This window comes from Curtobacterium sp. MCBA15_001 (assembly GCF_001864835.1).
GTDB lineage: Bacteria > Actinomycetota > Actinomycetes > Actinomycetales > Microbacteriaceae > Curtobacterium.
The window spans coordinates 49,265-74,166 of the sequence record NZ_MJGI01000021.1 but is presented as its reverse complement, the minus strand read 5'-3'; the positions used below and the strand labels follow the sequence as shown (position 1 = coordinate 74,166).

Genomic DNA, 24,902 nt, shown 5'->3' with positions numbered 1-24,902 from the left:
ACCCGGGCGGTGCGCATCGCGTTCGCACAAGCGAGAGCACCCCGAACCACGTGATCGCGTGGCGCGGGGTGCTTCTCGTTGTGCCAACGCAAACGACGCAGGGCCGGCCGCACCCGCGCCGCCCGCCCGCCGCCCGCTCAGATCTTGCGGAGCAGCACCGAGTTGACCTTGTGGTTCGCGCCCTTCTTCAGCACGAGCGTCGCCCGCGAGCGCGTCGGCAGCACGTTCTCCACCAGGTTCGGCTCGTTGATCGCCCGCCACACCTGCGTGGCCGTCTCGACCGCGTCCTCGCGCGACAACGAGGCGAACCGGTGGAAGAACGAGTCCGGGCTCGCGAAGGCTTCTTCCTGCAGGGCCAGGAACCGGTCGACGTACCAGGACTCGATGTCGCGGGTCTTGGCGTCGACGTAGATCGTGAAGTCGAACAGGTCGGAGAGCGCGAGTCGCCCGTGCAGCGGCGGCGCGAGCACGTTGAGGCCCTCGACGATGAGGACGTCCGGCTGCCGCACGACGATCTCGGCGTCGGGGACGATGTCGTAGACCAGGTGCGAGTAGAACGGTGCCCGGACCTCGGCCGCCCCGCTCTTGACCTGGCTGACGAACCGCAGCAGCGAGCGCCGGTCGTAGGACTCCGGGAAGCCCTTGCGGTCCATGATCCCGCGGCGCTCGAGCTCGGCGTTCGGGTACAGGAAGCCGTCGGTGGTGACGAGTTCCACGCGCGGAGTGTCCGGCCAGCGCTTCGTCAGCTCCCGCAACAGGCGCGCCACGGTCGACTTCCCCACGGCCACCGACCCGGCGACACCGATCACGAACGGCGTGCGTCCGGCACGTTCGCCGAGGAAGCGGCTGGTCTGGGCGTGCAGGTCGCGCGCCCCCGCCGCGTACAGCGTCAGCAGTCGGGAGAGCGGGAGGTAGACCTCCTGCACCTCGTTCAGGTCGAGCCGGTCGCCGAGTCCGCGCAGCTGGACGATCTCCCGCTCCGTCAGGGACAGGTGCTCCTTCGGCGCGAGCTGGGCCCACTCCTCACGCGGGATCTCCACGAAGGGGGTCGGGTGCGCGACGGTGGTCTCCGGGATCGGCATGGGAACGAGCGTAACCAGCCGGGAGGCGCGGCGGACGTGACGCGCGCTGCCAGCGCGATCCGGCCCTCCCGTCCGATGCCGCGGGAGCGCCGGGCGCGACGGCTCAGGCGGGCAGTGCCGCTTCGATCGCGGCGATGACCTCGGGGGCGTCCGGCTTCGTCGTGGGGCGGAAGCGCGTGACGGTGCCGTCCGGCGCGACGAGGAACTTCTCGAAGTTCCAGATCACGCGGCCGGCCTTGCCCGCGGCGTCCGGCGTCTGCTTGAGCTCCTTGTAGAGGGGGTGCGCGCCGCCGCCGTTCACCTTGACCTTCTCGGACATCGGGAAGGTGACGCCCCAGGTGGTGGAGCAGTACTCGTCGATGGCCTCCGACGAGCCGAGCTCCTGCAGGAACTGGTTGCTGGGGAACCCGAGCACCGTGAACCCGCGCGGGCCGTAGGTCTTCTGGAGCTCCTCGAGCTGCTCGTACTGCGGCGCGAGGCCGCAGCGCGAGGCGACGTTCACCACGAGCACCGCCTTGTCGCCGTACTCGCCGAAGGTGGTCTGCTCGCCGTGCAGCGTGGTGATGGCGATGTCGTCGAAACGTCCCATGTCGGTCACGGTATCCCCGGGGTCTGCTGCTTCGCAGTGAGCGGGCTCGACGGCATCGTAGGATCGACGCCATGTGTGGAATCGTGGGCTACGTCGGCAGCAAGAGCAGCACGGACGTGCTCCTGGGTGGGCTGCGACGACTCGAGTACCGGGGGTACGACTCGGCCGGCATCGCGGTCATCGACCCGGCCGGTGACCTGACCTCGGCGAAGAAGGCCGGCAAGCTGCAGATGCTGGTCGACGAACTCGCCGAGCACCCCATCGCGGACGGCGGCACCGGCATCGGGCACACCCGTTGGGCGACGCACGGTGGCCCGACGGACGAGAACGCCCACCCGCACCTGGCCGACGGCGGCAAGCTGGCGCTGATCCACAACGGCATCATCGAGAACTTCGCGACGCTGCGGGACGAGCTCGTCGCCGACGGGGTCGAGTTCCTCAGCGAGACCGACTCCGAGGTCGCCGCGCACCTGGTCGCCAAGGCGTTCCGCGTCACGGGCGACCTGACGAGCGCGATGCAGCAGACCGTGCAGCGACTCGACGGCGCGTTCACGCTCCTCGTGGTGCACGCCGACCAGCCCGGTGTCGTCGTCGGTGCCCGTCGCAACTCGCCCCTTGTGGTCGGGCTGGGCGACGGCGAGAACTTCATGGGGTCGGACGTCGCGGCCTTCGTGGCGTACACCCAGCGCGCGCTGTCCATCGGGCAGGACGAGATCGCGACGATCCGCCCCGACGGCGTGGACGTCATCCACTTCGACGGCAGCCCGGCTGAGCCGAGCGAGTTCGAGGTGAACTGGGACGCCTCCGCCGCGGACAAGGGCGGCTGGAGCTCCTTCATGGCGAAGGAGATCTCGGAGGAGCCCGAGGCCGTCGCCAAGACCATCCTCGGCCGCGTGCACGACGGCGCCGTCACCCTGACCGACCTCGACCCGATCGCCGAGCGCCTGCAGCAGGTCGACCGCGTCATCGTCATCGCCTGCGGCACCGCGGCCTACGCCGGAATCCTCGGCAAGTACGCCATCGAGCAGTGGGCCCGCATCCCGGTCGAGGTCGAGCTCGCGCACGAGTTCCGGTACCGCGACCCGGTGCTCGACGACCGCACGCTCGTCGTCTCGATCAGCCAGTCCGGCGAGACGATGGACACGCTGATGGCCGTCAAGTACGCCCGTGAGCAGGGCGCCCAGGTCCTCTCGATCTGCAACACCCAGGGTGCGACGATCCCGCGCGAGTCCGACGCGGTGATCTACACGCACGCCGGCCCCGAGGTCGCGGTCGCGTCCACGAAGGCCTTCCTGGCGCAGGGCGTCGCGCTCTACCTGCTGGGGCTCCACCTCGCCACCCTCCGCGGCACGCTGAGCGCTGCGCAGATCGCCGAGCAGGTCGCCGAGCTCGAGGGGTTGTCCGGCAAGCTCGAGCAGACCATCGCCGACGCCTCGGGCGTGGCCGAGCTGGCCAAGTGGATGGCGGACACCCGCAGCGTGCTGTTCCTCGGCCGCCACGTCGGGTACCCGATCGCGCTCGAGGGTGCGCTCAAGCTCAAGGAGCTCGCCTACATCCACGCCGAGGGCTTCGCCGCGGGCGAGCTCAAGCACGGTCCGATCGCGCTCATCGAGCCCGGCCAGATCGTCTTCGTGATCGTGCCGTCGCCGCGTGACGCCCGGTCGCTGCACCCGAAGGTCGTGTCGAACATCCAGGAGATCCGCGCGCGCGGTGCCCGGGTGATCGCCATCGCGGAAGAGGGCGACGCCGCGGTGCTGCCCTTCGCCGACGAGGTGCTCCGCATCCCGCTCGCGACGCCGCTGTTCGAGCCGCTGCTGGCGGTCGCACCGCTGCACATGTTCGGCATGGAACTCGCTGCGGCCAAGGGGCTGGACGTCGACCAGCCCCGCAACCTGGCGAAGTCGGTCACCGTCGAGTAGTCACGGACGTGATCATCGGCATCGGGGTCGACGTCGTGGACCTGGAGCGGTTCGAGCGGGTGCTCACGCGCACGCCGGCGATGCGCACGCGGCTGTTCACGCCGTCCGAGCAGCTCCGTGACGGTGAGCCGCGTCCGGTCGCCTCGTTGGCCGCGCGGTTCGCGGCGAAGGAGGCGCTGATCAAGGCGTTCGGGTCGAGTGCGGGACTGAGCTGGCAGGACCTCGAGGTCGTCTCCGACGACCAGCGGAACCCGTCGCTGACGCTCCGGCGCGAGGCACAGCGGGTGGCGGCGGCGCGCGGCGTCGGGTCGGTGCACCTGTCGCTGTCGCACGACGGTGGGATCGCGACGGCGTTCGTGGTCATCGAGGGAGAGAAGTGAGTGCGTTCACCGGGATCACGGTCGACCGGGAGGCATTGATCGCCAACTACGCGACGCTCGCCGACCAGGTGGCCCCGTCCGGCGTCGTCGCCGTCGTCAAGGCGAACGGCTACGGGCACGGCGCGGCTGACGCCGCCCGCGCGTTCGTGGACGCCGGCGCGGAGTGGCTCGGCGTCGCCGACATCGACGAGGGCATCGCGCTCCGGCAGGCCGGCATCGACGAGGGCGTCCGCATCCTCGCCTGGCTGCACGCCCCCGACGAGGACTTCCGGCGTGCGGCGCAGTACGGCATCACCCCGGCGGTGTCGAGCGTCGAGCAGCTCTCGAGCGCGGCCGACGCCGAGGTCCCCGCCGTGCACGTCTGCGTCGACACGGGCCTGAGCCGCAACGGTGCCGTCGAGTCCGAGTGGCCCGAGCTCTTCGACCGCGCCGGCGCCCTCGCCCGTGCCGGTGCCCGGACCCGGGTCGAAGGACTCATGTCCCACCTGTCGAACGCGTCGCGCTCCGACGACCTCGACCAGGACGCCGCCCTGCAGCGGGCCCTCGACGGGCTCGCCGCACGGGGGATCCGTCCGGACGTGGTGCACCTCGCCGCCAGCGCCGCGAGCATCGCGCTGCCCGAGACCCGTCGCGACCTGGCGCGGGTCGGCATCGCGCTCTACGGACTCAGTCCCTTCCCCGACCGGACCTCGGCCGAGCTGGGACTGCGCCCGGCGATGCGGCTGACCGCGGCGGTGCTGCGCACGGTCGTCGTGCCCGCGGGCGACGGCGTCAGCTACGGCTACACCTGGCGCGCCGAGACCGACACGCGGCTCGCGGTGATCGGCCTCGGGTACGCGGACGGGTTCGACCGCGCGTTCGGCAACCACGTGTCCGTCCGCATCGGTGACCGTCGGTTCCCGGTCGTCGGCCGGGTGGCGATGAACGCCATGCACGTCGACATCGGCGACGCGGACGTCGCGGTCGGTGACGAGGTCGTGCTCTGGGGCGACCCCGCGAACGGCGACCCCGCGGTCGAGGACTGGGCCGCCGCGGTCGGCACCATCAACTACGAGGTCGTCGCCCGGCTCGGCCGGAGCATCGAACGGAGGACGACGTGAGCGCGCCCCTGCGCCAGGCCGTGGTCGACCTGGACGCCTACCGCGCCAACCTCGACCTGGTCCGCGGGTGGATGGACCCCGTCGAGGTGATGGCGATCATGAAGGCCGACGCGTACGGGCACGGCCTCGAGCCGATCGCCCTGGCCGCAGTCGACGCCGGCATCCGCTGGATCGGCGTGCTCACCGTGCCCGCGGCACTGCGGCTGCGGGCGATCGGTGTCGGCGAGGACGTCCACCTGTTCACCTGGCAGCACGACCCGGCGCTGGACTTCCGCGACGCGATCGACTCCGCGCTCGACCTGGGCGTCTCGAACGTCGCCGAGCTGCAGCGGGTCGTCGACGCCGTCGACCACCGACCGGCGCGGGTGCACCTGGGCGTCGACACGGGCCTGCACCGCGACGGGTCGTCGCTCGACGACTGGCCCGCGCTCGTCGAACTCGCGCGGGACGCCCAGCGCGCCGGGCGCATCGAGGTCGTCGCGGCCTACACGCACCTGGCCGAGTCCTCGGACGAGGACGACGCCACCGCGGTGTCGCTGTTCGACCGGGCGGTCGAACAGGCCGAGGACCTGGGGCTGGACCTGCCGATGGAGCACGTCGCCGCCTCGCTCGCCGGGTTGACGCGCAAGGAGTACCGCAAGGACATGGTCCGGATGGGGGCGAACCTGTTCGGCATCCCCGGCGCGGACGGTGTCTCGGCGGCGGACCTCGGGCTCGAGCCGGTGATGACCCTGACGGCGTCGGTGGCGAAGACCAAGCGCGTGTCGGCCGGCACCGGCGTCTCGTACGACTACACGTACCGGACCTCGGCGGAGACCACCCTCGCGCTCGTGCCCGTCGGCTACGCGGACGGGGTGCCGCGCCTCGCGCAGGGCCGTGTCGAGGTGGCGATCGGTGGGACGCGCTACCCGATTGCCGGTCGGGTCGCGATGGACCAGTTCCTGGTCGACGTCGGCGACGACGACGTCCGCGTGGGCGACACGGTCGTGCTGTTCGGCACCGGGGAGCACGACGAGACGACCGTCCTCGAGTGGGGCGAGGCGCTCGACACCATCGGCGAGGAGATCGTCTGCCGCATCGGCCCCCGGGTGCCCCGCGTGTACCAGGGCCACTCGGTCGAAGGCCGGGTCGGCGCGTACCTGCGCGGAGAGCACGCGTGAACGTCCTGCTCGACACCACCGTCGCGTCGAGTGCCGCGATGGGGGAGCTCGGTGCACGGCTGGCCGGGGTCCTGCGCGGTGGGGACCTCGTCGTGCTGACCGGGCCGCTCGGCGCCGGCAAGACGACCATGACGCGCGGGCTCGGAGCGGCCCTCGGTGCTCGCGGGCAGGTCTCGAGCCCGACGTTCGTGCTCGCCCGGACCCATCCCACGACGGCCGGTCCGGACCTGGTGCACGTCGACGCCTACCGGCTGTCCGACCCGGTCGAGCTCGACGACCTGGACCTCGACTGGGACGCCGCGATCGTGGTGGTCGAGTGGGGCCGGGGCATGGTCGACGGCATCAGTGACAGCGTGCTCGACGTCGAGATCTCCCGCCCGACCGGCGCGGGCGAGGCGCCAGGCGCGACCGGCCCGGGCGACGCGCCGGGCACGGAGGACACCGACCCGGACGACGTCCCCGACGAGCCCCGCCGCGTGGTCGTCACCGGCACGGGCCCGCGCTGGGACGGCGTGGCGCTCTAGTCCCCGGCGGGCCGCACGATGCGGTTCTGGTACGCCCACACCACCGCCTGCAGCCGCGACCGCACGCCGAGCTTCGGCAGGATCCGTGCCACGTGGGACTTCACCGTCGACAGCTCGACCACCAGCGTGCCGGCGATCTCCTCGTTCGACATGCCCTGGGCCAACAGCAGCAGCACGTCGCGCTCGCGGGCGGTGAGCAGCCCGTCGGCGCGGCCGCCCGTCACGGGCTGCAGCTGCCGGCGCTCGACGAACTCCCGCAGGACCCGGCGGGTGAGCTGGTGGTCGATCGTGCCGTTCCCCGCGGCCACCTGCCGGACGGCCCCGACGATGGTGTCCGGGTCGGCGTCCTTGAGCAGGAAGCCGGACGCGCCGGCCTCGAGCGCGCCGAACACCAGGTCGTCGAGGTCGAACGTGGTGAGCATCAGGACGGGCACCGCGGGGTCGGCGTCGGGTGCGCAGAGCTGCCGGGCGACCTCGATGCCGTCGACGGCCGGCATCCGGATGTCCAGGCACGCGACGTCCGGCCGGGTCGAGCGGGCGAGCGCCAGTGCCTCGGCGCCGTCGCTCGCCACCCCGACGACCTCCAGGTCGGGTTCGGCGTCCAGGAGCGCGGCGATCCCGGCACGGACGAGCGCCTGGTCGTCGGCGACGAGCACGCGGATCACGCGGCACCACCGTCCCGGGGCAGGACCAGCCGGACGTCCCATCCGCCGTCCGCGGCGGGGCCGTGCGACAGGGTGGCACCGACCAGTTCCGCACGCTCGCGCATGCCGACCAGCCCGAAGCCGCTCGACGCAGCCCGCCCGTCGGGCCGGCCGTCGACGGGCCGACCGGGCCGACCGTCGGCTTGCCGACCGGGCCGGTCGTTGTGGACCACGACGGTGACGGTGTCCGGGGACCGGTCGTCGACCTGGACGGTGCACACGGAACCCGCAGCGTGCCTGGCGGCGTTGGTCAGGGCCTCCTGGACGGTCCGGTACGCCGCCAGCTGCGCGAGCGGGCCGACCCCGGCGCCGACCGGCGCGTCCGGGTCGTCGGTCAGGACGGTGTAGCGCGCGTCGACGGCGGCACGCTCGACCAGGGCCGGGAGGGCCGCGAAGGTCTCGACGGACCGCCCGGCAGCCGTGTCGTCGCGCAACAGGCCGACCAGGCGGCGGAGGTCGTCGAGGACGGCCGTGCTCTGCTCGCGGACCTGTCGCACCCCGGCGTGGGCCTTGTCGGGCTCGGTGTCGATCTGGCGGTCGACGACCCCGGCCATCAGGGCGATGCCGGACAGGTGGTGCGCAGCGATGTCGTGGAGTTCCCGGGCCATCGCCGCACGCTCACGTGCCAGGGTCGCGTCGACCATCGCGTGGCGTTCGGCCGTGCGGGCGGACCGGACCTCGCGGCGGGAGCGGACGACGAGCGTGGCGAGCAGGGGCAGCCCGACGGTGCCGACCGCCTGCAGGACACCCTGGCCGACCGCGAGGCCGAGCGGCGTGTCCAGGGCGACCACGGCGTTCACGGCCGAGGCGGTGGCGACGAGCGCCCCGGCCAGGGCGAGGGCCGGCCACCGCCGGACCGGAGGCACGAGCAGGGTCAGCAGGACGACGGCGACACCGACGGGCAGCGCCGTCAGGCCCGCCGTGCCACCGGCGCTCGCCGCCGGCACGACGCCGAGCACGGCGACGGCGACCAGGACCGTGGCGGGTGCCCGGCGGACGACGACGAGCGCGGCCGACTGCAGGAGCAGGACGCTCAGCAGCAGCGACCAGCCGACCGAGGCCACCGCCGGTGCGTCGAGCGGCACGGCGTCCGGATCCGTCGCGTCGAGCGCGGGCAGGGACGTGAGCAGGGAGACGGACACGGCAGCGACGACGGCGGCGACGACGAGGTCACGGCGGCGCACCGGTGCGGCGACCGGCTCGCGGGCGTCAGCGCTGGCCATGAGCGGAGTCTACGGAGGAGCGCTCGCCGGTGTACCCGAGGCGACCCCGGGTGGCGATGACGATCACGGTGGCGGCGACGGTGGCGCCGACGAACAGCACGAGCACCCCGCGGTCGGCGTCGATGCCCGGGAACATGTCGGTCCACAGCACCGACACCGTGTTGTTCACGCCGACGTGCAGCAGGACGGACAGCGGCAGGCTCTCGCCCGTGCGGTTGAAGACCCACGCCATCACGACGTTGAAGGTGATCGTGAAGCCGGCGAAGACGAGCGGTGCCGTCCAGTGCGCATCCGGCCAGCCGCCCCAGTCGGACAGGAACAGCGGCATGTGCCACAGTGCCCACAGCGGGCCGAGGACCGCCGCGGCACCGAGCGGGCCGAAGCGACGCTGCAGCCGGGGGAGCGCGAAGTCCCGCCAGCCGGGCTCCTCGGACAGGCCGGTCGTCACCATCTGGAGGGCGAGGGCGGGCACCAGGGTCGCGAGGGCGATCAAGGACGGCGCACGCATGACGCCGCCCGAGGCGATCGCGCCGGCGGCGAGCACCAGGAGCGGGACGCCGACGAGCGCCAGGGCGTACCACTGCCATGCGACGCGCCACCGCCAGAGCCGACCGACCCAGGTGCGCAGTCCCGCGCGACCGTCGGTGACCGCCGTGACGACGAACGCCGCGCCGAGCGGGCCGAGCAGCGCCCCGGGCAGGACCCCGGCGAGCTGCGCGGAGCCGAACAGCTCCGGGACGTGCAGGTCCCACACGCCGAGGCCGTGCGGCGACAGCACGTAGGGGATCCAGGCGAGCCAGCTGAGGCCGCACGCCAGGACCGCGAACGCGACGAGCGGGTGTCGGCGGACGAGGCCCGAGGCGCTGCCCGGAGCCTGGGGTCGAGGCCGGTCGATGGTGGTCATGGTGTCCTCCGTCGGATGCGTGACCGACGATCGGCCACACGTCGACGCTAGGAACGGTGCGCACGCCGGACGACCGGCATCGGGAGGAAGCGCCGGACACCATCCCTTCGGAGGAGACGCGTCAGTTGATGATCTCGCCGCCACCGTTCCCCGTGAGCACGGCGAGGCGTTCGCGCCACAGCTGCAGCGCCTCGGGGGTCAGCCGGGTCCAGTCGGTGACCTCGGCGACGATGCGCACCGGGTCGGCGCTGCGGAACGACCGGGTCGGGTTGCCCGGGAACTTCTTGTCGGTCAGGTTCGGGTCGTCCTCGAACGGCCCCGTCGGTTCGACGCGGTACACGCGCGGGAGCACGGGCTCGCCCGCAGACGGACCGTCCGCAGCGGCTGCATCGCGGGTCGCGAGCAGCACCGCGAGCTCGGCGGCCAGCCCGGCGCCGTCCACGAGCGCCGTGAAGTAGACGTGGCGCATCACGACCTCGGGCCGGTACCGCGACCGGAACCCCGGCGTCAGCAGGTCGCCGACCACGAGGGCTGCGGTGGTGCCGTGGAAGAACGGCCCCTCGCCGCGGACGTCGCTCATGCGGACACCCTACGACGACTGCTTCCTGATGAAATACAACATTCTGATATGGTCCCGGGATGTCCTCGACACCTCCACTTCGCCCTCCTGCTCCGGTGCTCCGTCGGCGGACGCTCCTGACGGCCGTCGCCGCCTCCGCCGCGGCAGCCGGGATGCTGCGCGTTCTCGGCGAGACTGCCGCCGCGGCCGCCGACGTCTCTGGAACTGCAGCCCCGACCGCGCCCGCCACCTTCGACAGCACGGCTACGGCCCTGCAGCGCCTGGTCCGGCAGTGGGCGGACAGCCCGGCGGTGTTCTCCGACACCCCGTACCCGTCCATGGCGATCCTGATGCTCGAGGACCCGGACGCAGTGCACCCGGGTGACCCCGCCGTCGAGATCCGACCGGACGGGACCACCCCGATCGACGCAGCTGCGGCGGAGGCGGCCCCGCTGATCCCGGGCATCATGTCCGCGGGGTTCGCGTTCGTCACCTGGAACGGAGCGCCGGCAGTGCGGCTGTACCGGGCCTTCGACGACATCAAGGACTTCTACCCCGACCTGCAGCGACCGATGTCCCCGACGGACGCGCTCGCGACCGGGCTGTTCATCCTGGCGACGCACGAGTCCTTCCACGGCGTCGTGCAGGTCGGCCAGGGGTGGGGTCGCGACACGGTGCAGATCGCGACCGAGTACCCGGGCGACCTCGACCGCACCCTGGCCAGGCTCCAGGTCTACGTCGCTGCCTCGGACGCCCTCGGCGCACCGGACGACGCGGACACCCTGCTCCCCAGGCTCGCCCGTCGGGTGACGGACTGGTCGCGTCGGTACCCCGACGACGTCGTCCTCCGCCGCGAGAAGGACATCGCCGAGGGGTCCGCCAAGTACTTCGCGGACGAGATGCTCGTCGCGGCGCTCGCGATGGCGGAGGCCGACGGGCAGCCCGCGATGACCGACCTCGACCGGCTCGGCATCCTGCGCGCCGCCGATCCCGAGCTCGACATAGCCGACACGTTCGACTACCTCATCACGCAGGGGAACCGCGGCGGCTCGTACCTCATCGGCAGCACCGTCGGCGAGCTCCTGCGACGCATCGACGTGGATCCCGCCCCGGGGTTCCGCGCTGGGCGCACCGCGGTCGAGACCCTGCTGGAGCACGTCGCCCCCGCTGCGACGGTCCCGCCGGTGGATCCTGCGCTCCGGCGGCGCGTGGCGGAGCGGCTCAGCGAGGACGACGCGCGGTTCGCGCCGCACATCGACCCGGTGGTCGCGACGTGGCAGGACCCGGCGAACCCGGTCCTGGTGCTGCCGCAGCTGTTCGAGATGGAGTTCGTCGGGTTCCCCGACGAGTCCGTCGAGCCGGACTTCTCGACGCTCGGCGACTACCTCGTCCGTGCGGTCAGTCCGTTCGTCGTCACGGTCGGCGACCTCGGGCAGTACGCCCCCGTGCCGGGATCGTCGATCACGTTCACCAACGCAGCACACCTCGCCGGTGACGTCGAGGGCATGCACCGCACGATCGTGCCGCTCCTGCCCGGTGAACACCGTGTGCAGGACGGGGTGCTGACCATCGCGTCCGCGACGATCGAAGCGAGCATCACCGTCCGTGACGGCCCGCCGCTGCTCGGCCGCCGGACGTACGTCCCGACGACGGACTCCGGTCCCGGTCCCGGACCCGACCCCCGTCCGACGCCCGGACCGACCGACACGCCCACACCCTCGCCCACCGACACCGACACCGACCCCGACGCCGGATCCCGGGACGGCGCCGCGGGCGGTCGACCGACCGGGCAGCGTCCCGGGCGCGCCGGCCGACTCGCCTGGACAGGTGCTGAGCTCGGCACCACCGCGGGCGCTGCGGCAGCGTTGCTCGGCGGCGGTGTCGCCACCTCCGCCTGGGCACGGCGGTCCGCTCGGCGCAGCGCAGCTCCGGACCAGCCGCCCGAGGAGGACTGACCGGCGCGCGCGCCTACGATGGACGGGTGCTGCTCGCGATCGACACCTCAGCCGGGACCTCCGTCGCGGTCGTCGACCCGGTCACGCGCCAGGTCCTGGCCGAGCGCTCGACCGAGGACACCCGGCGCCATGCCGAGGTCATCGGCCCGTTCCTGGCCGACGTCCTGACCGACGCCGGCATCGTCGCCGCGGACGTCACCGGTGTCGTGGCCGGGATGGGCCCCGGACCGTTCACCGGACTCCGGGTCGGCATCGCGGCAGCGCGGACGTTCGCCGCGGCGCGCGGCGTCCCCGTGCACCCGCTCGTCAGCCACGACGCCGTGGCGGCCGAACAGGCCGACGGTGCGCCGCTCGTCGTCCTGACGGACGCCCGCCGGCGCGAGGTCCACTGGAGCGTCCACGACGGAGCCGGCGCGCGCACTGCGGGCCCCGGACTCGCCAGGCCGGCGGACCTGGACGACGTGCTGGGAGCCTCCAGTCGGTTCCGGCGGGTCACCGCCGTCACCATCCCGGCCGGGAGGCTCGGGGTGCTCGCAGCGGACCGGCTCGCGTCCGGCGCGTCCTTCGCCGACGACACCCCGCTCTACCTGCGCGACCCGGACGTCACGATGCCGGGCGCGCCGAAGCGGGTGGCGCGGTGACGTCGCTGCCCGACGGGCTGCGCCTGCGGCGCGCGCACCCGCAGGACCTCGACGACGTGATGTGGCTCGAGCACGCGTCGTTCCCGACCGACGCCTGGTCCGCTGCGCAGATGTCCGCTGAGCTGTGGTCCCCGCACGGCCACTACGTCGTCGTCGAGACCACCGAGGGCGGTGCGCCGACGATCGTCGGGTACGCCGGGCTGTCCTCGCTCGCGGGCAACCCGGTCGCCGACGTGCAGACCATCGCCGTCGCGGCCGAGCACCGAGGGTACGGGATCGGTCGCGTGCTGTTCACCGAGCTCCTCGACGAGGCCCGGCGCCGCGGGGTCCACGAGGTGTTCCTCGAGGTCCGCGCCGACAACCCGGTCGCGCAGGCGATGTACACCGGCTTCGGGTTCGAGCACATCGCCACCCGGCCGCGCTACTACCAACCCGACGGGGTCGACGCGTGGGTGATGCGGGCGGAGCTGGCCGCCGCGCCGACCGCGCCACGGACCGGACCGGGCCCGATCGGACAGGAGACGCGCGATGACTGAACCGCTGGTGCTCGGCATCGAGACGAGCTGTGACGAGACGGGGGTCGGCATCGTGCGCGGGACGACGCTCCTCGCCAACGTCATCGCGTCGAGCATGGACGAGCACGCGCGCTACGGCGGCGTCGTCCCCGAGGTCGCCGCGCGGGCGCACCTCGAGGCGATGACGCCCACCCTGGAACGCGCCCTCGCCGATGCCGGGGTGACGGTCGACGAGCTCGACGCCGTGGCCGTCACGGCCGGACCAGGCCTGGCCGGAGCGCTCATGGTCGGGGTGGGGGCCGCGAAGGCGCTCGCCGTGGCCACCGGCAAGCCGCTCTACGGGGTGAACCACCTGGTCGGCCACGTCGGGGCGGACGTACTGCGGGCGGACGGCAGCACGATCGAGTTGCCCACGGTCGCGCTGCTGGTCTCGGGCGGGCACACCTCGCTGCTGCTCGTGCGGGACCTGGTCGGCGACGTGGAACTGCTCGGCGAGACCATCGACGACGCCGCGGGCGAGGCCTTCGACAAGGTCGCGAGGCTGCTCGGGCTGCCCTACCCCGGCGGGCCGCAGATCGACCGGGCCGCGGCCGAGGGCGACCCCACCGCGATCCGGTTCCCCCGCGGGCTGACCCTGCCGAAGGACCTCGTCGCGCACCGCTACGACTTCTCGTTCTCCGGGCTGAAGACCTCGGTCGCGCGGTGGGTCGAGCGCTGCCGTGACGAGGGGCGCGAGGTCCCCGTGGCCGACGTCGCCGCCTCGTTCCGCGAGGCCGTGGTCGACGTCCTGCTGACGAAGGCGCTCGCCGCCTGCCGCGACACCGGCGTCCCACGACTGCTGCTCGGTGGCGGCGTCGTGGCGAACGCCCGGCTGCGGGCGGTCGCCACGGAGCGGTGTGCCGCCGCGGGTGTGGCGCTCCGGATCCCGCCGTTCGACCTGTGCACGGACAACGGTGCCATGATCGCGGCCGTCGGTGCGCGCCTCGTCGCCGAGGGACACGCACCGAGCGACCTCGGGATCGCAGCCGACTCCACGCTGCCGGTGACGACCGTCCAGGTCTGAACCCGCCGTCCGACGCGTGTGGGAGGATCGCTCTCGACGGCCACCGGGGTCGTCGAGAGGGGTGCACCGTGTCCGATCAGAACCAGTGGCCGAAGCCGGGCGAGCAGTCGGACGGGCAGCGCCCGGACGCATCCGCTCCCGCACCCGGTTCCGCTGCCGAACCGAACGGGTACGGCCAGGACACCCCGCAGCAGCCCGGACAGCAGCAGCCCGGACAGCAGCAGTCGAGCCAGCAGCAGTACGGCCAGCCCCAGCCGTACGGGCAGCAGCCCAGCCAGCAGCCCGGCCAGCAGTACGGCCAGCCGCAGCAGTACGGCCAGCAGGCGCCGAACCCCTACGCGCAGCAGCAGCCGCAGCAGTACGGGCAGCCGCAGCAGTACGGCCAGCAGCCCGACCCGTACGCCAAACAGCAGTACGGGCAGCAGCCGGCGAACCCGTACGCGCAGCAGCAGTACGGCCAGCAGCCCAGCCAGGGGCAGTACAACCCCTACGCCCAGCAGCAGGCCCAGAACCCCTACGCCGCGACCGGCTACCAGCCCTACGCGCAGCGCCCCAAGACGAACCTGTTCGCGATCCTGTCGATCGTCTTCGGCCTCGGCGCGATCCCGCTCTTCGTCGTCGCGATCCTGCTCGGTCCCGCCGGCGCGATCCTCGGCCACCTGGCGCTCGGTCGGATCCGACAGTCCGGCGAGCAGGGCCGTGGCCTCGCGCTCACCGGCATCATCGCCGGGTGGGTGATGACGGGCATCTGGCTGATCTGGATCATCTTCCTGGTCGTCGCGATCAGCAACTCGGGCAGCTACTCGGACTACGGCGACGACTTCGGCTCGGGCGCCGGCGCGTTCATCGGCTGACGCGCTCAATCAGGCGGTCCGGACGGCCGGGGTGCGGCTGGCTCAGCCGACCGCCTCGGTGAGCCGGTCGCACAGGACGGCGGTGTGCCGTCCCTCCAGGCGGGTGAGCACCAGCGTCATGCGTCGTGAGCCGCCCCGCAGCCGCAGGCGCTTCCGGAACTGGGCAGGGTCGACGTCCACCCCGCGCTTCTTGATCTCGACGGTGCCGACGCCCTCGGCGGCCAGGCGGGCGCTGAGCTGCTTGACGTCGAGCGGCATCGTGTCGAGCACCCGGAAGCCCTGCGCGAACGGTGTCGTCACGGCACGGTCCGACGTGACGTACGCGATCCCCTCGGAGAGCATCCGGCCGTCGATCGACCGTGCCAGGTCGCCGATCAGCCGTGCGCGGATGACGGCACCGTCGGGCTCGTAGAGGTACGCGCCGATCGGGCCGACCTCGACGTCCTCGGCGTCGGCAGCGGCGGTCAGCTCGGCGATGCCGTGTGTGCCGATGACCGTCGCGGCTCGGCGGATGCCCGGTCGGGCGAGCGGCCCGAACCAGAGAGCGAGCTCGACGACCTCGCGGTCGACGGACGTCCACTGCGCCTCGGCGGTGTCCGGGACCAGGTCGCGGTCGATCCCCGGGCCGAGCTTCACGCCGGTCGGGGTGGTGGTGGCGGCTGCGAACACCGTGTCGAGCGAGGGCGACCAGTCGTCCGGGTCGGCCAGGCGCCGCGTGTTCGTGTGCCCCGTCGTCCGTCGGGCCGGGTCCATCCAGACCCCGTCGACGCGCGACAGGTCGAACGAGGCGGCATCGCCGAGCTCCACGCGGGCGTCCGGCCACGGTGCGAGGTTGTGGGTCGCCACTGCCGCCGTGACCTCGTCCCGGTCCACCGCGGTCACGTCGAGGTCGAGCGCCGCCATCGCCATCGCGTCCCCGCCGATGCCGCAGCCCAGGTCCGCGACCCGGTGCAGCCCCGCGGCGGCGAACCGTCCGGCGTGCTGCGCCGCGACGGCGAGCCGGGTCGCCTGCTCGAGGCCGGCCTCTGTGAAGAGCATCCGGCCCGCGAAGTCGCCGAACTTGCCGCGGGCCTTCTGCCGCAGCTTCGCCTGGGTCAGGACGGCCGCGACGAGCCCCGGATCGTGCCCCTCGGCCCGCAGCCGCGAGACGACGCGGACGATCTCGCCGTCGTCGGAGACGTTCGGCGTCCGGTCGAGCAGCGCCATGCCCTGCGGGGTCAGGAGCTGGGCGAGATCGGCGGCGTCCATGAGACGATCCTGTCACCAACCGGAGCGCTGGCACTCGGATTGACCGAGTGCCAACAGCCCTCTACAGTTGGCACTGGCACTCTCGTGTGTCCAGTGCCAACCGGTTTTCATCTGTACCAGTCAGTACCGAGAAAGAAGAGGTCACCGTGGCCGTCACCATCAAGCCGCTCGAAGATCGCATCGTCATCCGTCAGGTCGAGGCGGAGCAGACCACTGCGTCCGGTCTCGTCATCCCGGACACCGCGAAGGAGAAGCCGCAGGAGGGCGAGGTCGTGGCCGTGGGTCCGGGTCGCATCGACGACAACGGCAACCGCGTGCCGCTCGACGTCGCCGTCGGCGACAAGGTCATCTACTCCAAGTACGGCGGAACCGAGGTCAAGTACTCGGGCGAGGACCTGCTGGTCCTCTCCGCTCGCGACGTCCTCGCCGTCATCGAGCACTGAGACCGCTCCACTCGTCGAACGCCCCGTCAGCCCAGCTGGCGGGGCGTTCGCCGTTCCCGGCCCGTCGCGTCCGGCGCGTCGCTTCCGTCGCGTCGCTTCCGGACAGGAGGCCCGGCTCGGCCCCGGATGTCGTTCCACGTCCGTAGCATTGGTGCGTGAGTGAGCGCGTGGCCCGGAGCGAGGCATCCGTCGGTGTCCTGCAGGCCGTCGTGGCCTACGGCCTGTGGGGACTCATGCCGCTCCTCTTCACGGCGATGGCCCCCGCCGGCGCGTTCGAGATCGTCGCCTGGCGGATCGTCTTCGGGCTCGGCTTCTGCGTGGTCGGCATCGCCCTCACCCGGTCGTGGCTCCGGACCCGCTGCCTGATCGCCCAGCGCCGGGTGATGGGCGTCATGGGCATCGCCGCGGTCCTCATCGTCGTGAACTGGACCGTGTACGTGCTGGCGACGACGACCGGCCACACGGTCGAGGCCGCACTGGGCTACTTCATCAACCCGCTCGTGACGATCGCGCTCGGCGTGGTGCTGCTCCGCGAGCGCCTGCGTCCGGCGCAGTGGGCGGCGGTCGGCATCAGCGTCGTGGCCGTCGTCGTCATCGCGGTCGGGTACGGGCAGATGCCGTGGATCTCGCTCGTGCTGGCGTTCTCGTTCGGGCTGTACGGCCTGGTCAAGAAGCGGGTGGGCGGGACCGTCGACGCGCTGAGCGGGTTGACGATGGAGACGATGTGGCTGGTGCCCGTCGCCGTGGTCGCGCTCGTCGTGATGGGCGTGACGGGGCTCGGCGGCGGGATCACCTTCGGCGGTGCCGGCTGGGGCCACGCGCTGCTCATGGTCGCGGCAGGTCCGGCGACGGCGGTGCCGCTGTTGCTCTTCGCGTCCTCGGCTCGTCGGCTGTCGCTGTCGACGCTCGGGTTGACGCAGTACCTGACCCCGGTGATGCAGCTCGTCGTCGGCGTGGCCGTGCAGCACGAGGCGATGAGCACCTCGCGGTGGATCGGATTCGCGATCGTGTGGCTCGCACTGCTGGTCCTGACGACGGACTCGTTCGTGGCGGCGCGCCGCGCCCGACGGGTGCCGCTGCCTGCCGCAGCGGCCTGACGGGGCCGAGCCGGGCCTCCTGTCCGTGTCGGCCGCTGGCCGCCTGCCGGCCGCTGGCGCCGCCTGTGTGCTTCACCAACGCGAAAGCGACAGTTCTCCACGGGGGTTCCGCGGAGAACTGTCGCTTTCGCGATGTGCTCGCTGGTGTTACTTCTTGACCGAGCCCTGGATCGCGCTCTGGTACTGCGGGGTGTTCTGGTCGTCGAACTTGTAGATGCCGATGTAGGCGCTCGACGGGTCGTTGTTCGAGTCGAACGGCCCGATGCCGGACGGCCCCGTGTAGTGGATGTCCTTGCCGTCGTCGAGCAGCTTCTTGCAGTCGGCGAAGGTGGAGCACTCGGTACCGCCGTCGGCCCCGGACACCTTGTCCATGTTGGCCTGGATGGTCCCGGAGTCGGTGCCCTTGCCCTTCACCGCGGCCAGGGCGGCCAGGGTGGTGGCGTCGTAGGACTCAGCCGCGTACGAGAAGTCGGCGAGGTCCTTGCCGGACGACTTCTTGTAGTACTCGACCAGGCGCTGCTTCAGGTCGTCCTTCGGCGAGGCACCGGGGATGGTGCCCTGCGCGCCCTTGAGGGTGCCCGGGTCGAAGTCCTTCGCGTAGTCGGCCGTGTTGCCGTCCGACATGTAGACCTTCGACATGTCCCAGCCCTGCGAGACGAGCTCGGGGACGATCGACTTCGTCTCGTCGAACGCCAGCACGACGATCGCGTCCGGCTTCGAGGCGAGTGCCGCAGTGACCTCGGACGAGAACGTGGTCTGTCCGGGCGGGAACTCCTGGCCCTTGCCCTTGCCGCCGTAGACGACCTGGCCACCGGAGGACTCGACGGCCGCCTGGACCGAGTTGCGCAGGCCGGTGCCGTACGTGTCGTTGAAGACCAGGAACGCGACCTTGGCGTTGCCGTCTCCGGTGACGAGCTGGCCGAGCGCCGAACCCTGCACCGAGTCCGGCGGAGCGGTCCGGTAGTAGTACGACGAGTAGCCCGACAGGTCGGTCGCCGTGTTGGCGGGGGAGATCTCCACGATGCAGCTGCTGGTGAGCTGGTCGATGACGTTGAGCGTGACCGAGGACGACTCCGCGCCGATCGCGACCGGGACCTTGGCGTTGACGAGCTTCGTCGCCGCCGAGCTCGAGACCGTCATGTCCGTGCTGTCGCCGGAGTCGGTCTGCGGGTCGATGGTGACGTCCTTGTCGAGGACACCGCCCGCCGCGTTGATGTCCTCGACGGCCAGGCCCACGCCGGACTCGGCCGGCGGGTTCAGGTACGCGAGCGAGCCCGTCAGCGGCAGGATCGTACCGATCTTCAGCGCGTCCGTGCCCGGCGAGGACGGGGCCTTGCAGCTCGCCGCCGGGTCCTTCTTCGCCGACGACGAGGACGATGACGACGAGGGGTCGGAGGTGCTGCCTGCGGTGGAGCACGCCGCGAGCAGCACCGCTGCCGCTCCCGCCAGTGCCAGCGCCGTGGTGGCGCGGGTGGTTCTGATCATCCGTGGAACCCTTTCTCGGCACGGAGGCCTGGAGTCGCATCGGGTCGAGTGCGACGCCCCCGTGTGGGATGCGGCAAAAGTAGGGCGATTGTGTTTCGCGCGTGTGACGAAATCCGAACCTGGACGTTTCGTTACCGAGCCGTGACGAAGCTGAGCAGGCGCACACGTGCGCGCGCGCCCGCTCGTGCGCGTCGCTCCCACGCAGAACGGCGGCGGCCCCCGAGGGGACCGCCGCCGTCATCCGGACCGGGTGCGCTACCGCGTGTAGTTCGGTGCCTCGACCACCATCTGCACGTCGTGCGGGTGCGACTCCTTGAGCCCGGCCGCCGTGATGCGGACGAACTTGCCGCGGGCCTTGAGCTCGGGGACCGTGCGACCGCCGACGTAGAACATCGACTGCCGGAGCCCACCGGTGAGCTGGTAAACGACGTTGCCGACGGAGCCGCGGTACGGCACCTGACCCTCGATGCCCTCGGGGATCAGCTTGTCGTCCGAGGGGACGTCGGCCTGGAAGTAGCGGTCCTTCGAGTACGAGGTCTTCTTGCCGCGGGTCTGCAGCGCGCCGAGCGAGCCCATGCCGCGGTAGGCCTTGAACTGCTTGCCGTTGACGAAGACCAGGTCGCCGGGGGACTCGTCGGTACCGGCGAGCAGCGAGCCGAGCATGACGGTGTCGGCGCCGGCCACCAGGGCCTTCGCGATGTCGCCCGAGTACTGCAGGCCACCGTCGGCGATGATCGGGACGCCGGCTTCGCGCGCGGCGAGCGAGGCCTCGTACACGGCGGTCACCTGCGGCACGCCGACACCGGCGACGACGCGGGTGGTGCAGATCGAGCCCGGGCCAACGCCCACCTTGACGGCGTCCACGCCGGCGTCGATGAGCGCCTGCGCACCGGCACGGGTCGCGACGTTGCCGCCGATCACGTCGATCGCGGCGAACGAGGGGTCGGCCTTGAGGCGGCGGACCATGTCGAGCACGCCTTCGCTCTCGCCGTTGGCGGTGTCGACGACGAGCACGTCGACCCCGGCGTCACGCAGTGCGACCGCGCGCTCCCAGGCGTCGCCGAAGAAGCCGATGGCGGCACCGACGCGCAGGCGGCCCTCGTCGTCCTTCGTCGCGTCCGGGTACTGCTCGCTCTTGTCGAAGTCCTTGACCGTGATGAGCCCGCGGAGCTTGCCGTCGGCGTCCACCAACGGGAGCTTCTCGATCTTGTGCTGCGCGAAGATCGCCACCGCTTCTTCGGGGTCGATGCCCTCGGCGGCGGTGATGAGCGGCGCCTTCGTCATGACGTCACGGACGAGCGTGGTCTGCTGCTCGAACGCGGCGACGAAACGCATGTCGCGGTTCGTGATGATGCCGACGAGCGTGCCGTCGTCCTCGACCACCGGCAGGCCCGACACCCGGAACTGGCCGCAGATCGCGTCGACCTCGGCCACGGTGGCGTCCGGCGTGGTGGTGACCGGGTTCGTGATCATGCCCGACTCGGACCGCTTGACCTTGTCCACGTAGGCGGCCTGGTCCTCGATCGACAGGTTGCGGTGCAGGATCCCGATGCCGCCCTGGCGCGCCATGGCGATGGCCATGCGGGCTTCGGTGACGGTGTCCATCGCTGCGGAGAGCAGCGGCACGTTCACCGAGATCCGCTTGGTGAGCCGGGACGCGGTGGACGCCTCGCTCGGGATGACGTCGGTGTGCCCCGGCAGGAGCATGACGTCGTCGTACGTGAGTCCGATGAATCCGAACGGATCCGGCTGGTCCATGGGTCCCCTTCGTGGGCGAGGTGAAGTGGTCGGCAACACCGGGACGCAGCGTCGGGTTCCGGATGGACCATGCTAACGCGCGCGACCGACCGCCCATTCCGACCGGCAGAGGCCGGACGGGAGGCCCGGGGCGCGCCCGCAGGGTCGCTTCCTCCACATGGTCACAGTTTCGGCACGAATCACACAGGGAACGTTTCGGAAACACCTGCGACACAAATCCGCCCTAGGTTCCTGCACATCCGAACGAGAGGCTCTTCCGTGGGATCCATCACTCCTGCGGGGCCGGCGCTGCTGCGCCGGTTCCGCCCCGGGGCGCCAGGCCGTCGCCGACTGGTGCTCGTCGTCGTGCTCGTCACGGCGTTCCTGGCGACCTTCCTCATCGACTGGGCGGTCAGTGCGCCGGCGATCGGCGCGGGTGCGACGCCCTCGGCGTCGGCGTCAGCCTCGACCGGCACCGGTTCCGCACCGTCCAGCACCCAGCCCTGCACCGTCAGCCCGACGAACGGGTGCATCCAGGGCACGATCCTCGACTCGGAGCGCAAGCCCGCCGTGGGCGTCGACGTCGACGTCACCGGTCCGGCCGGCTTCTCCGCCACGTCGACCACCACGGACGCCGGCCGCTGGTCCGTGAGCGTGCCGGCCGCCGGGCAGTACAGCGTCACCGTCGACCAGCAGTCGCTGCCGAAGGGGCAGTTCCTGACCAACGCGGCCGACGCCGAGCGCACGGTGCAGGCGAACCTCAACGCCAACGCCGGGCAGATCTTCCAGCTCTCCGACCAAGAGGGCGCGACCACCTCCGAGGCGACCTCGAGCGTCACGGCGGCCCGTGCCTGGCAGCAGTTCGTGTCCGGCATCCGGCTCGGGCTGCTCATCGCGCTCGCGTCGATCGGGCTGTCGCTGATCTACGGCACGACCGGGCTGTCGAGCTTCTCCCACGGTGAGCAGGTCACGCTCGGCGGGCTCCTGGCCTACCTGTTCGCGAACCAGCTCGGCCTCAACATCTGGCTGGCGGGCGTCATCGTCGTGGTGCTCTGTGCGGCGAGCGGGTACTTCCAGGACATGGTCATCTGGAAGCCGCTGCGGCGTCGGCGCATCAGCCTGACGCAGCTGATGATCGTGACGATCGGTCTGTCGATCGCCGCGCAGTACGCCTTCCAGTACTTCTTCGGCGCCTCGACCGTGCGCATCCAGCAGGGGAACCCGCAGACGGTGACGTTCGCCGGGGTCACGCTGACGGTGCAGTCCTACGTCGCGATGGGCATCGCACTCGCCGTGCTCATCGCGACCGGCCTGTTCCTCGCCAAGACCCGCTTCGGCCGTGCCACCCGCGCGGTGTCGGACAACCCGGCACTCGCATCGGCCTCGGGCATCGACGTCGACCGGGTCATCCGCTTCGTGTGGACGCTCGCCGCCGGTCTCGCCGGGCTCTCGGGCGTGATGCTCGGGCTCGTGCTGAACGGCGTGAACTGGCAGACCGGTCTCCAGCTGCTGCTGCTCATGTTCGCCGCCGTCACCCTGGGCGGCCTCGGGACCGCGTACGGCGCCCTCGTCGGGTCGATGATCATCGGCGTCGTCGTGGAGCTCACCAACCTCGTGCTGCCGGGCGACTTCAAGTACGCCACGGCCCTCGTCATCCTCATCCTCATCCTGCTGTTCCGGCCGCAGGGCATCTTCGGCCGTGCCGAGCGGATCGGCTAAGGGAGCGTTCGCCATGGACTACCTCGTCAACCTCCTCAGTGCCCTCACACAAGAGGCACTCGCGCCCACGACGGCCGCGTTCGCGCTCGCCGCGATCGGGCTCAACGTGCACTTCGGCCTCACCGGCCTGGTGAACATGGGCCAGGCGGCGTTCCTGCTGCTCGGTGCCTACGGCTTCGCGATCTCGATCACCAACGGGCTGCCCTTCGGGATGGCCGTCCTCGTCGCCCTGCTCGTCGCGATCGTGTTCGCGATCATCCTCGGCATCCCGACGCTGCGGCTCCGCGGCGACTACCTGGCCATCGTGACGATCTCCGGGGCGGAGATCATCCGGATGGTCGGTCGGTCGAGTCTGCTGACCTCGACGACCGGTGGCTCGAACGGCATCACCGGCTCGAGCTACCGCGACCCGTTCAACGCGCTGAGCTTCCTGCCCGACGGCACCACGACGATCCTCTGGTTCACGTACTCCAACAACGGGGTCAACGGCTGGTGGATCCGCATCGTCGGCTGGGGTCTGGTCGCGCTCTTCACCCTCGTCCTGTTCCTGCTCATGCGCAGCCCCTGGGGCCGTGTCGTGAAGGCCATCCGCGAGGACGAGGACGCCGTCCGGTCCCTCGGCAAGAGCGTCTACTCGTACAAGATGCAGGCGCTCGTGTTCGGTGGGGCGCTCGGTGCCCTGGCCGGCATCATCTACGTCCTGCCGAGTTCGGTGCAGCCGGACGCGATGGGCCGCTCGATGACGTTCTTCATCTGGACGGCGCTCATCCTCGGTGGTGCCGCGACGGTGTTCGGCCCGGTGCTCGGTGCCGTGCTGTTCTTCGTCGTCCGGCTCGGCATCCGTACCCTGGCCGGCGACTTCATCCCCAACTCGATCATGAACTCGCAGCAGGCGGAGCAGTTCTCCTACGTGCTCGTCGGCGTCGCGCTCATGCTGCTCATCGTCTTCCGCCCACAGGGACTCCTGGGGAACAAGAAGGAGCTGACCTTCAGTGTCTGACGCATCCACCGGCACGGTCTCGCACACCCCGGGCGCCGCGAAGCCCGACGCGATCCTCACCGTCGACAACATCACCCGCAGGTTCGGCGGCATGACCGCGGTCGACGTCGACCACCTCGAGGTCCAGCGCGGCTCGATCACGGCGCTCATCGGGCCGAACGGTGCCGGCAAGACCACGTTCTTCAACCTGCTGACCGGCTTCGACAAGCCGTCCAGCGGCAAGGACGCCACGTGGGTCTTCGACGGGGCCACGCTGGGCAACACCGGCGCGGCCAAGGTCGCCCGGGCCGGCATGGTCCGCACGTTCCAGCTCACCAAGGCGCTCTCCCGCCTGACGGTGATGCAGAACATGCTGCTCGGCGCCAAGGACCAGCCGGGCGAGAACTTCTTCGCCGCGCTGGTCAAGCCGCTGTGGTCCAAGCGCGAGCGGGAGATCACCGCGAAGGCCGAGGACCTGCTTGCGCGCTTCAAGCTCCTCGAGAAGAAGGACGACTACGCCGGATCGTTGTCGGGCGGCCAGCGGAAGCTGCTCGAGATGGCCCGGGCGCTGATGTCCGACCCGACGATGATCATGCTCGACGAGCCGATGGCCGGCGTGAACCCGGCGTTGACGCAGTCGCTGCTCGGGCACATCCAGTCCCTCCGCGACGACGGCATGACGGTGCTGTTCGTCGAGCACGACATGCACATGGTCCGGCACATCTCGGACTGGGTGGTCGTGATGGCCGAGGGTCGCGTCGTCGCCGAGGGCCCGGCCAGCACGGTGATGGACGACCAGGCCGTCATCGACGCCTACCTCGGGGCGCACCACGACACCGACCTCGGTGACGACGCGCTCCTCACCGAGGAGACGTACGAGGAACTCGCGGAGCAGGTCGCCGAGGAAGACCAGACGACCGACGGACCGAGCACGCACACAGACACGGCGGAGTCCGCCGACGACGGGAAGGCGACCCGATGACCGACGCGAGCGGACCCGTGGACGCGGGCCGAGCCTCCAG

24 protein-coding genes are annotated in these 24,902 nt (G+C 71.5%); 15 read left to right on the top strand and 9 right to left on the bottom strand.

The window, feature by feature from the left end; translation table 11 throughout:
* Window positions 1–137: 137 nt before the first annotated feature.
* Window positions 138–1,082, bottom strand: a complete 945-nt coding sequence (gene coaA, locus BIU90_RS06765) for a type I pantothenate kinase (protein ID WP_071299473.1) — start codon at window positions 1,080–1,082, stop codon at window positions 138–140.
* A gap of 103 nt (window positions 1,083–1,185) precedes the next feature.
* Entirely contained in the window at window positions 1,186–1,671 is a 486-nt protein-coding gene (locus tag BIU90_RS06760) for a glutathione peroxidase (RefSeq protein WP_071299472.1), read from the bottom strand.
* A gap of 71 nt (window positions 1,672–1,742) precedes the next feature.
* Here BIU90_RS06760 and glmS point away from each other — a divergent pair, with 71 nt between their 5' ends.
* Genes glmS through tsaE form a run of 5 tightly spaced genes read left to right on the top strand, consistent with a single transcriptional unit; the run spans window position 1,743 to window position 6,754 of the window.
* Entirely contained in the window at window positions 1,743–3,590 is a 1,848-nt protein-coding gene (gene glmS / locus BIU90_RS06755) for a glutamine--fructose-6-phosphate transaminase (isomerizing) (protein ID WP_071299471.1), read from the top strand.
* 8 nt (window positions 3,591–3,598) lie between these two features.
* Complete coding sequence (locus tag BIU90_RS06750) at window positions 3,599–3,970, top strand: holo-ACP synthase (protein ID WP_071299470.1); 372 nt, start codon at window positions 3,599–3,601, stop codon at window positions 3,968–3,970.
* Window positions 3,967–5,070 carry an alanine racemase gene (gene alr, locus BIU90_RS06745; protein WP_071299469.1) on the top strand — a complete coding sequence of 368 codons (1,104 nt, stop codon included), beginning with the start codon at window positions 3,967–3,969 and terminating at the stop codon, window positions 5,068–5,070. Before BIU90_RS06750 ends, alr (BIU90_RS06745) begins: the two co-directional genes overlap by 4 nt.
* Window positions 5,067–6,230 carry an alanine racemase gene (gene alr, locus BIU90_RS06740; protein ID WP_175470151.1) on the top strand — a complete coding sequence of 388 codons (1,164 nt, stop codon included), beginning with the start codon at window positions 5,067–5,069 and terminating at the stop codon, window positions 6,228–6,230. Before alr (BIU90_RS06745) ends, alr (BIU90_RS06740) begins: the two co-directional genes overlap by 4 nt.
* Window positions 6,231–6,268: 38 nt before the next feature.
* Window positions 6,269–6,754, top strand: coding sequence for a tRNA (adenosine(37)-N6)-threonylcarbamoyltransferase complex ATPase subunit type 1 TsaE (gene tsaE / locus BIU90_RS06735; RefSeq protein ID WP_071299768.1), 486 nt, complete (start codon window positions 6,269–6,271; stop codon window positions 6,752–6,754).
* Here tsaE and BIU90_RS06730 read toward each other — a convergent pair.
* The 4 genes from BIU90_RS06730 to arr form a co-directional block, all read right to left on the bottom strand.
* Window positions 6,751–7,419, bottom strand: a complete 669-nt coding sequence (locus tag BIU90_RS06730; RefSeq protein ID WP_071299468.1) for a response regulator transcription factor — start codon at window positions 7,417–7,419, stop codon at window positions 6,751–6,753. The two genes, tsaE and BIU90_RS06730, sit on opposite strands and share 4 nt — an antisense overlap.
* Window positions 7,416–8,681, bottom strand: a complete 1,266-nt coding sequence (locus tag BIU90_RS06725; protein ID WP_139195145.1) for a sensor histidine kinase — start codon at window positions 8,679–8,681, stop codon at window positions 7,416–7,418. Before BIU90_RS06725 ends, BIU90_RS06730 begins: the two co-directional genes overlap by 4 nt.
* Entirely contained in the window at window positions 8,668–9,585 is a 918-nt protein-coding gene (locus BIU90_RS06720) for a CPBP family intramembrane glutamic endopeptidase (protein WP_071299467.1), read from the bottom strand. The genes BIU90_RS06725 and BIU90_RS06720 overlap by 14 nt, the downstream gene beginning before the upstream one ends.
* A 121-nt stretch (window positions 9,586–9,706) precedes the next feature.
* On the bottom strand, window positions 9,707–10,165 hold the full coding sequence (gene arr, locus BIU90_RS06715) for an NAD(+)--rifampin ADP-ribosyltransferase (protein WP_071299466.1): 459 nt from the start codon (window positions 10,163–10,165) through the stop codon (window positions 9,707–9,709).
* Window positions 10,166–10,224: 59 nt separating this feature from the next.
* Here arr and BIU90_RS18625 point away from each other — a divergent pair, with 59 nt between their 5' ends.
* The 5 genes from BIU90_RS18625 (at window position 10,225) to BIU90_RS19155 (ending at window position 15,172) form a co-directional block, all read left to right on the top strand.
* Window positions 10,225–12,099: a hypothetical protein gene (locus tag BIU90_RS18625; protein WP_175470150.1), complete on the top strand. Its 1,875-nt coding sequence runs from the start codon at window positions 10,225–10,227 to the stop codon at window positions 12,097–12,099.
* Between the two features lie 26 nt (window positions 12,100–12,125).
* Window positions 12,126–12,740 (top strand): tRNA (adenosine(37)-N6)-threonylcarbamoyltransferase complex dimerization subunit type 1 TsaB, encoded by a 615-nt coding sequence (gene tsaB, locus BIU90_RS06705; protein WP_071299464.1) that lies wholly within the window; start codon window positions 12,126–12,128, stop codon window positions 12,738–12,740.
* Window positions 12,737–13,276, top strand: a complete 540-nt coding sequence (gene rimI, locus BIU90_RS06700) for a ribosomal protein S18-alanine N-acetyltransferase (protein ID WP_254786967.1) — start codon at window positions 12,737–12,739, stop codon at window positions 13,274–13,276. Before tsaB ends, rimI begins: the two co-directional genes overlap by 4 nt.
* Window positions 13,269–14,318 carry a tRNA (adenosine(37)-N6)-threonylcarbamoyltransferase complex transferase subunit TsaD gene (gene tsaD, locus BIU90_RS06695; protein ID WP_071299463.1) on the top strand — a complete coding sequence of 350 codons (1,050 nt, stop codon included), beginning with the start codon at window positions 13,269–13,271 and terminating at the stop codon, window positions 14,316–14,318. The genes rimI and tsaD overlap by 8 nt, the downstream gene beginning before the upstream one ends.
* A 68-nt stretch (window positions 14,319–14,386) precedes the next feature.
* Window positions 14,387–15,172 (top strand): DUF4190 domain-containing protein, encoded by a 786-nt coding sequence (locus BIU90_RS19155; protein WP_071299462.1) that lies wholly within the window; start codon window positions 14,387–14,389, stop codon window positions 15,170–15,172.
* Between the two features lie 42 nt (window positions 15,173–15,214).
* Here BIU90_RS19155 and BIU90_RS06685 read toward each other — a convergent pair whose 3' ends face one another.
* Window positions 15,215–16,420, bottom strand: a complete 1,206-nt coding sequence (locus BIU90_RS06685; protein ID WP_071299461.1) for a class I SAM-dependent methyltransferase — start codon at window positions 16,418–16,420, stop codon at window positions 15,215–15,217.
* Window positions 16,421–16,566: 146 nt separating this feature from the next.
* Here BIU90_RS06685 and groES point away from each other — a divergent pair, with 146 nt between their 5' ends.
* Both groES and rarD read left to right on the top strand, forming a co-directional pair.
* The gene (gene groES, locus BIU90_RS06680; RefSeq protein WP_056121496.1) at window positions 16,567–16,863 is read left to right on the top strand and encodes a co-chaperone GroES; all 297 of its coding nucleotides are present in this window, start codon (window positions 16,567–16,569) and stop codon (window positions 16,861–16,863) included.
* A 155-nt stretch (window positions 16,864–17,018) separates the two neighbouring features.
* Window positions 17,019–17,960 carry an EamA family transporter RarD gene (gene rarD / locus BIU90_RS06675; RefSeq protein WP_071299460.1) on the top strand — a complete coding sequence of 314 codons (942 nt, stop codon included), beginning with the start codon at window positions 17,019–17,021 and terminating at the stop codon, window positions 17,958–17,960.
* A 147-nt stretch (window positions 17,961–18,107) separates the two neighbouring features.
* Here rarD and BIU90_RS06670 read toward each other — a convergent pair whose 3' ends face one another.
* Both BIU90_RS06670 and guaB read right to left on the bottom strand, forming a co-directional pair.
* On the bottom strand, window positions 18,108–19,445 hold the full coding sequence (locus BIU90_RS06670) for an ABC transporter substrate-binding protein (RefSeq protein ID WP_071299459.1): 1,338 nt from the start codon (window positions 19,443–19,445) through the stop codon (window positions 18,108–18,110).
* Window positions 19,446–19,700: 255 nt separating this feature from the next.
* On the bottom strand, window positions 19,701–21,203 hold the full coding sequence (gene guaB / locus BIU90_RS06665) for an IMP dehydrogenase (RefSeq protein WP_071299458.1): 1,503 nt from the start codon (window positions 21,201–21,203) through the stop codon (window positions 19,701–19,703).
* 258 nt (window positions 21,204–21,461) lie between these two features.
* On the opposite strand from guaB, the gene BIU90_RS06660 reads away from it, so the two are divergent.
* Genes BIU90_RS06660 through BIU90_RS06650 form a run of 3 tightly spaced genes read left to right on the top strand, consistent with a single transcriptional unit; the run spans window position 21,462 to window position 24,862 of the window.
* On the top strand, window positions 21,462–22,901 hold the full coding sequence (locus BIU90_RS06660) for a branched-chain amino acid ABC transporter permease (protein ID WP_368086271.1): 1,440 nt from the start codon (window positions 21,462–21,464) through the stop codon (window positions 22,899–22,901).
* Between the two features lie 13 nt (window positions 22,902–22,914).
* A complete protein-coding gene (locus BIU90_RS06655; RefSeq protein WP_071299457.1) occupies window positions 22,915–23,901 on the top strand; it encodes a branched-chain amino acid ABC transporter permease in 987 nt (328 codons plus the stop codon).
* Window positions 23,894–24,862: an ABC transporter ATP-binding protein gene (locus BIU90_RS06650; RefSeq protein WP_071299456.1), complete on the top strand. Its 969-nt coding sequence runs from the start codon at window positions 23,894–23,896 to the stop codon at window positions 24,860–24,862. The genes BIU90_RS06655 and BIU90_RS06650 overlap by 8 nt, the downstream gene beginning before the upstream one ends.
* The last annotated feature ends 40 nt before the right edge of the window (window positions 24,863–24,902 follow it).

Excerpts from the sequence above, each read along its gene's own strand:
- tsaD (WP_071299463.1), top strand. The coding sequence starts at position 13,269 with ATGACTGAACCGCTGGTGCTCGGCATCGAGACGAGCTGTGACGAGACG.
- coaA (WP_071299473.1), bottom strand. The coding sequence starts at position 1,082 with ATGCCGATCCCGGAGACCACCGTCGCGCACCCGACCCCCTTCGTGGAG.
- guaB (WP_071299458.1), bottom strand. The coding sequence starts at position 21,203 with ATGGACCAGCCGGATCCGTTCGGATTCATCGGACTCACGTACGACGAC.
- BIU90_RS06720 (WP_071299467.1), bottom strand. The coding sequence starts at position 9,585 with ATGACCACCATCGACCGGCCTCGACCCCAGGCTCCGGGCAGCGCCTCG.
- glmS (WP_071299471.1), top strand. The coding sequence starts at position 1,743 with ATGTGTGGAATCGTGGGCTACGTCGGCAGCAAGAGCAGCACGGACGTG.
- BIU90_RS06760 (WP_071299472.1), bottom strand. The coding sequence starts at position 1,671 with ATGGGACGTTTCGACGACATCGCCATCACCACGCTGCACGGCGAGCAG.
- BIU90_RS06725 (WP_139195145.1), bottom strand. The coding sequence starts at position 8,681 with ATGGCCAGCGCTGACGCCCGCGAGCCGGTCGCCGCACCGGTGCGCCGC.
- BIU90_RS06685 (WP_071299461.1), bottom strand. The coding sequence starts at position 16,420 with ATGGACGCCGCCGATCTCGCCCAGCTCCTGACCCCGCAGGGCATGGCG.
- BIU90_RS06670 (WP_071299459.1), bottom strand. The coding sequence starts at position 19,445 with ATGATCAGAACCACCCGCGCCACCACGGCGCTGGCACTGGCGGGAGCG.
- arr (WP_071299466.1), bottom strand. The coding sequence starts at position 10,165 with ATGAGCGACGTCCGCGGCGAGGGGCCGTTCTTCCACGGCACCACCGCA.
- tsaE (WP_071299768.1), top strand. The coding sequence starts at position 6,269 with ATGGGGGAGCTCGGTGCACGGCTGGCCGGGGTCCTGCGCGGTGGGGAC.
- BIU90_RS06655 (WP_071299457.1), top strand. The coding sequence starts at position 22,915 with ATGGACTACCTCGTCAACCTCCTCAGTGCCCTCACACAAGAGGCACTC.
- BIU90_RS18625 (WP_175470150.1), top strand. The coding sequence starts at position 10,225 with ATGTCCTCGACACCTCCACTTCGCCCTCCTGCTCCGGTGCTCCGTCGG.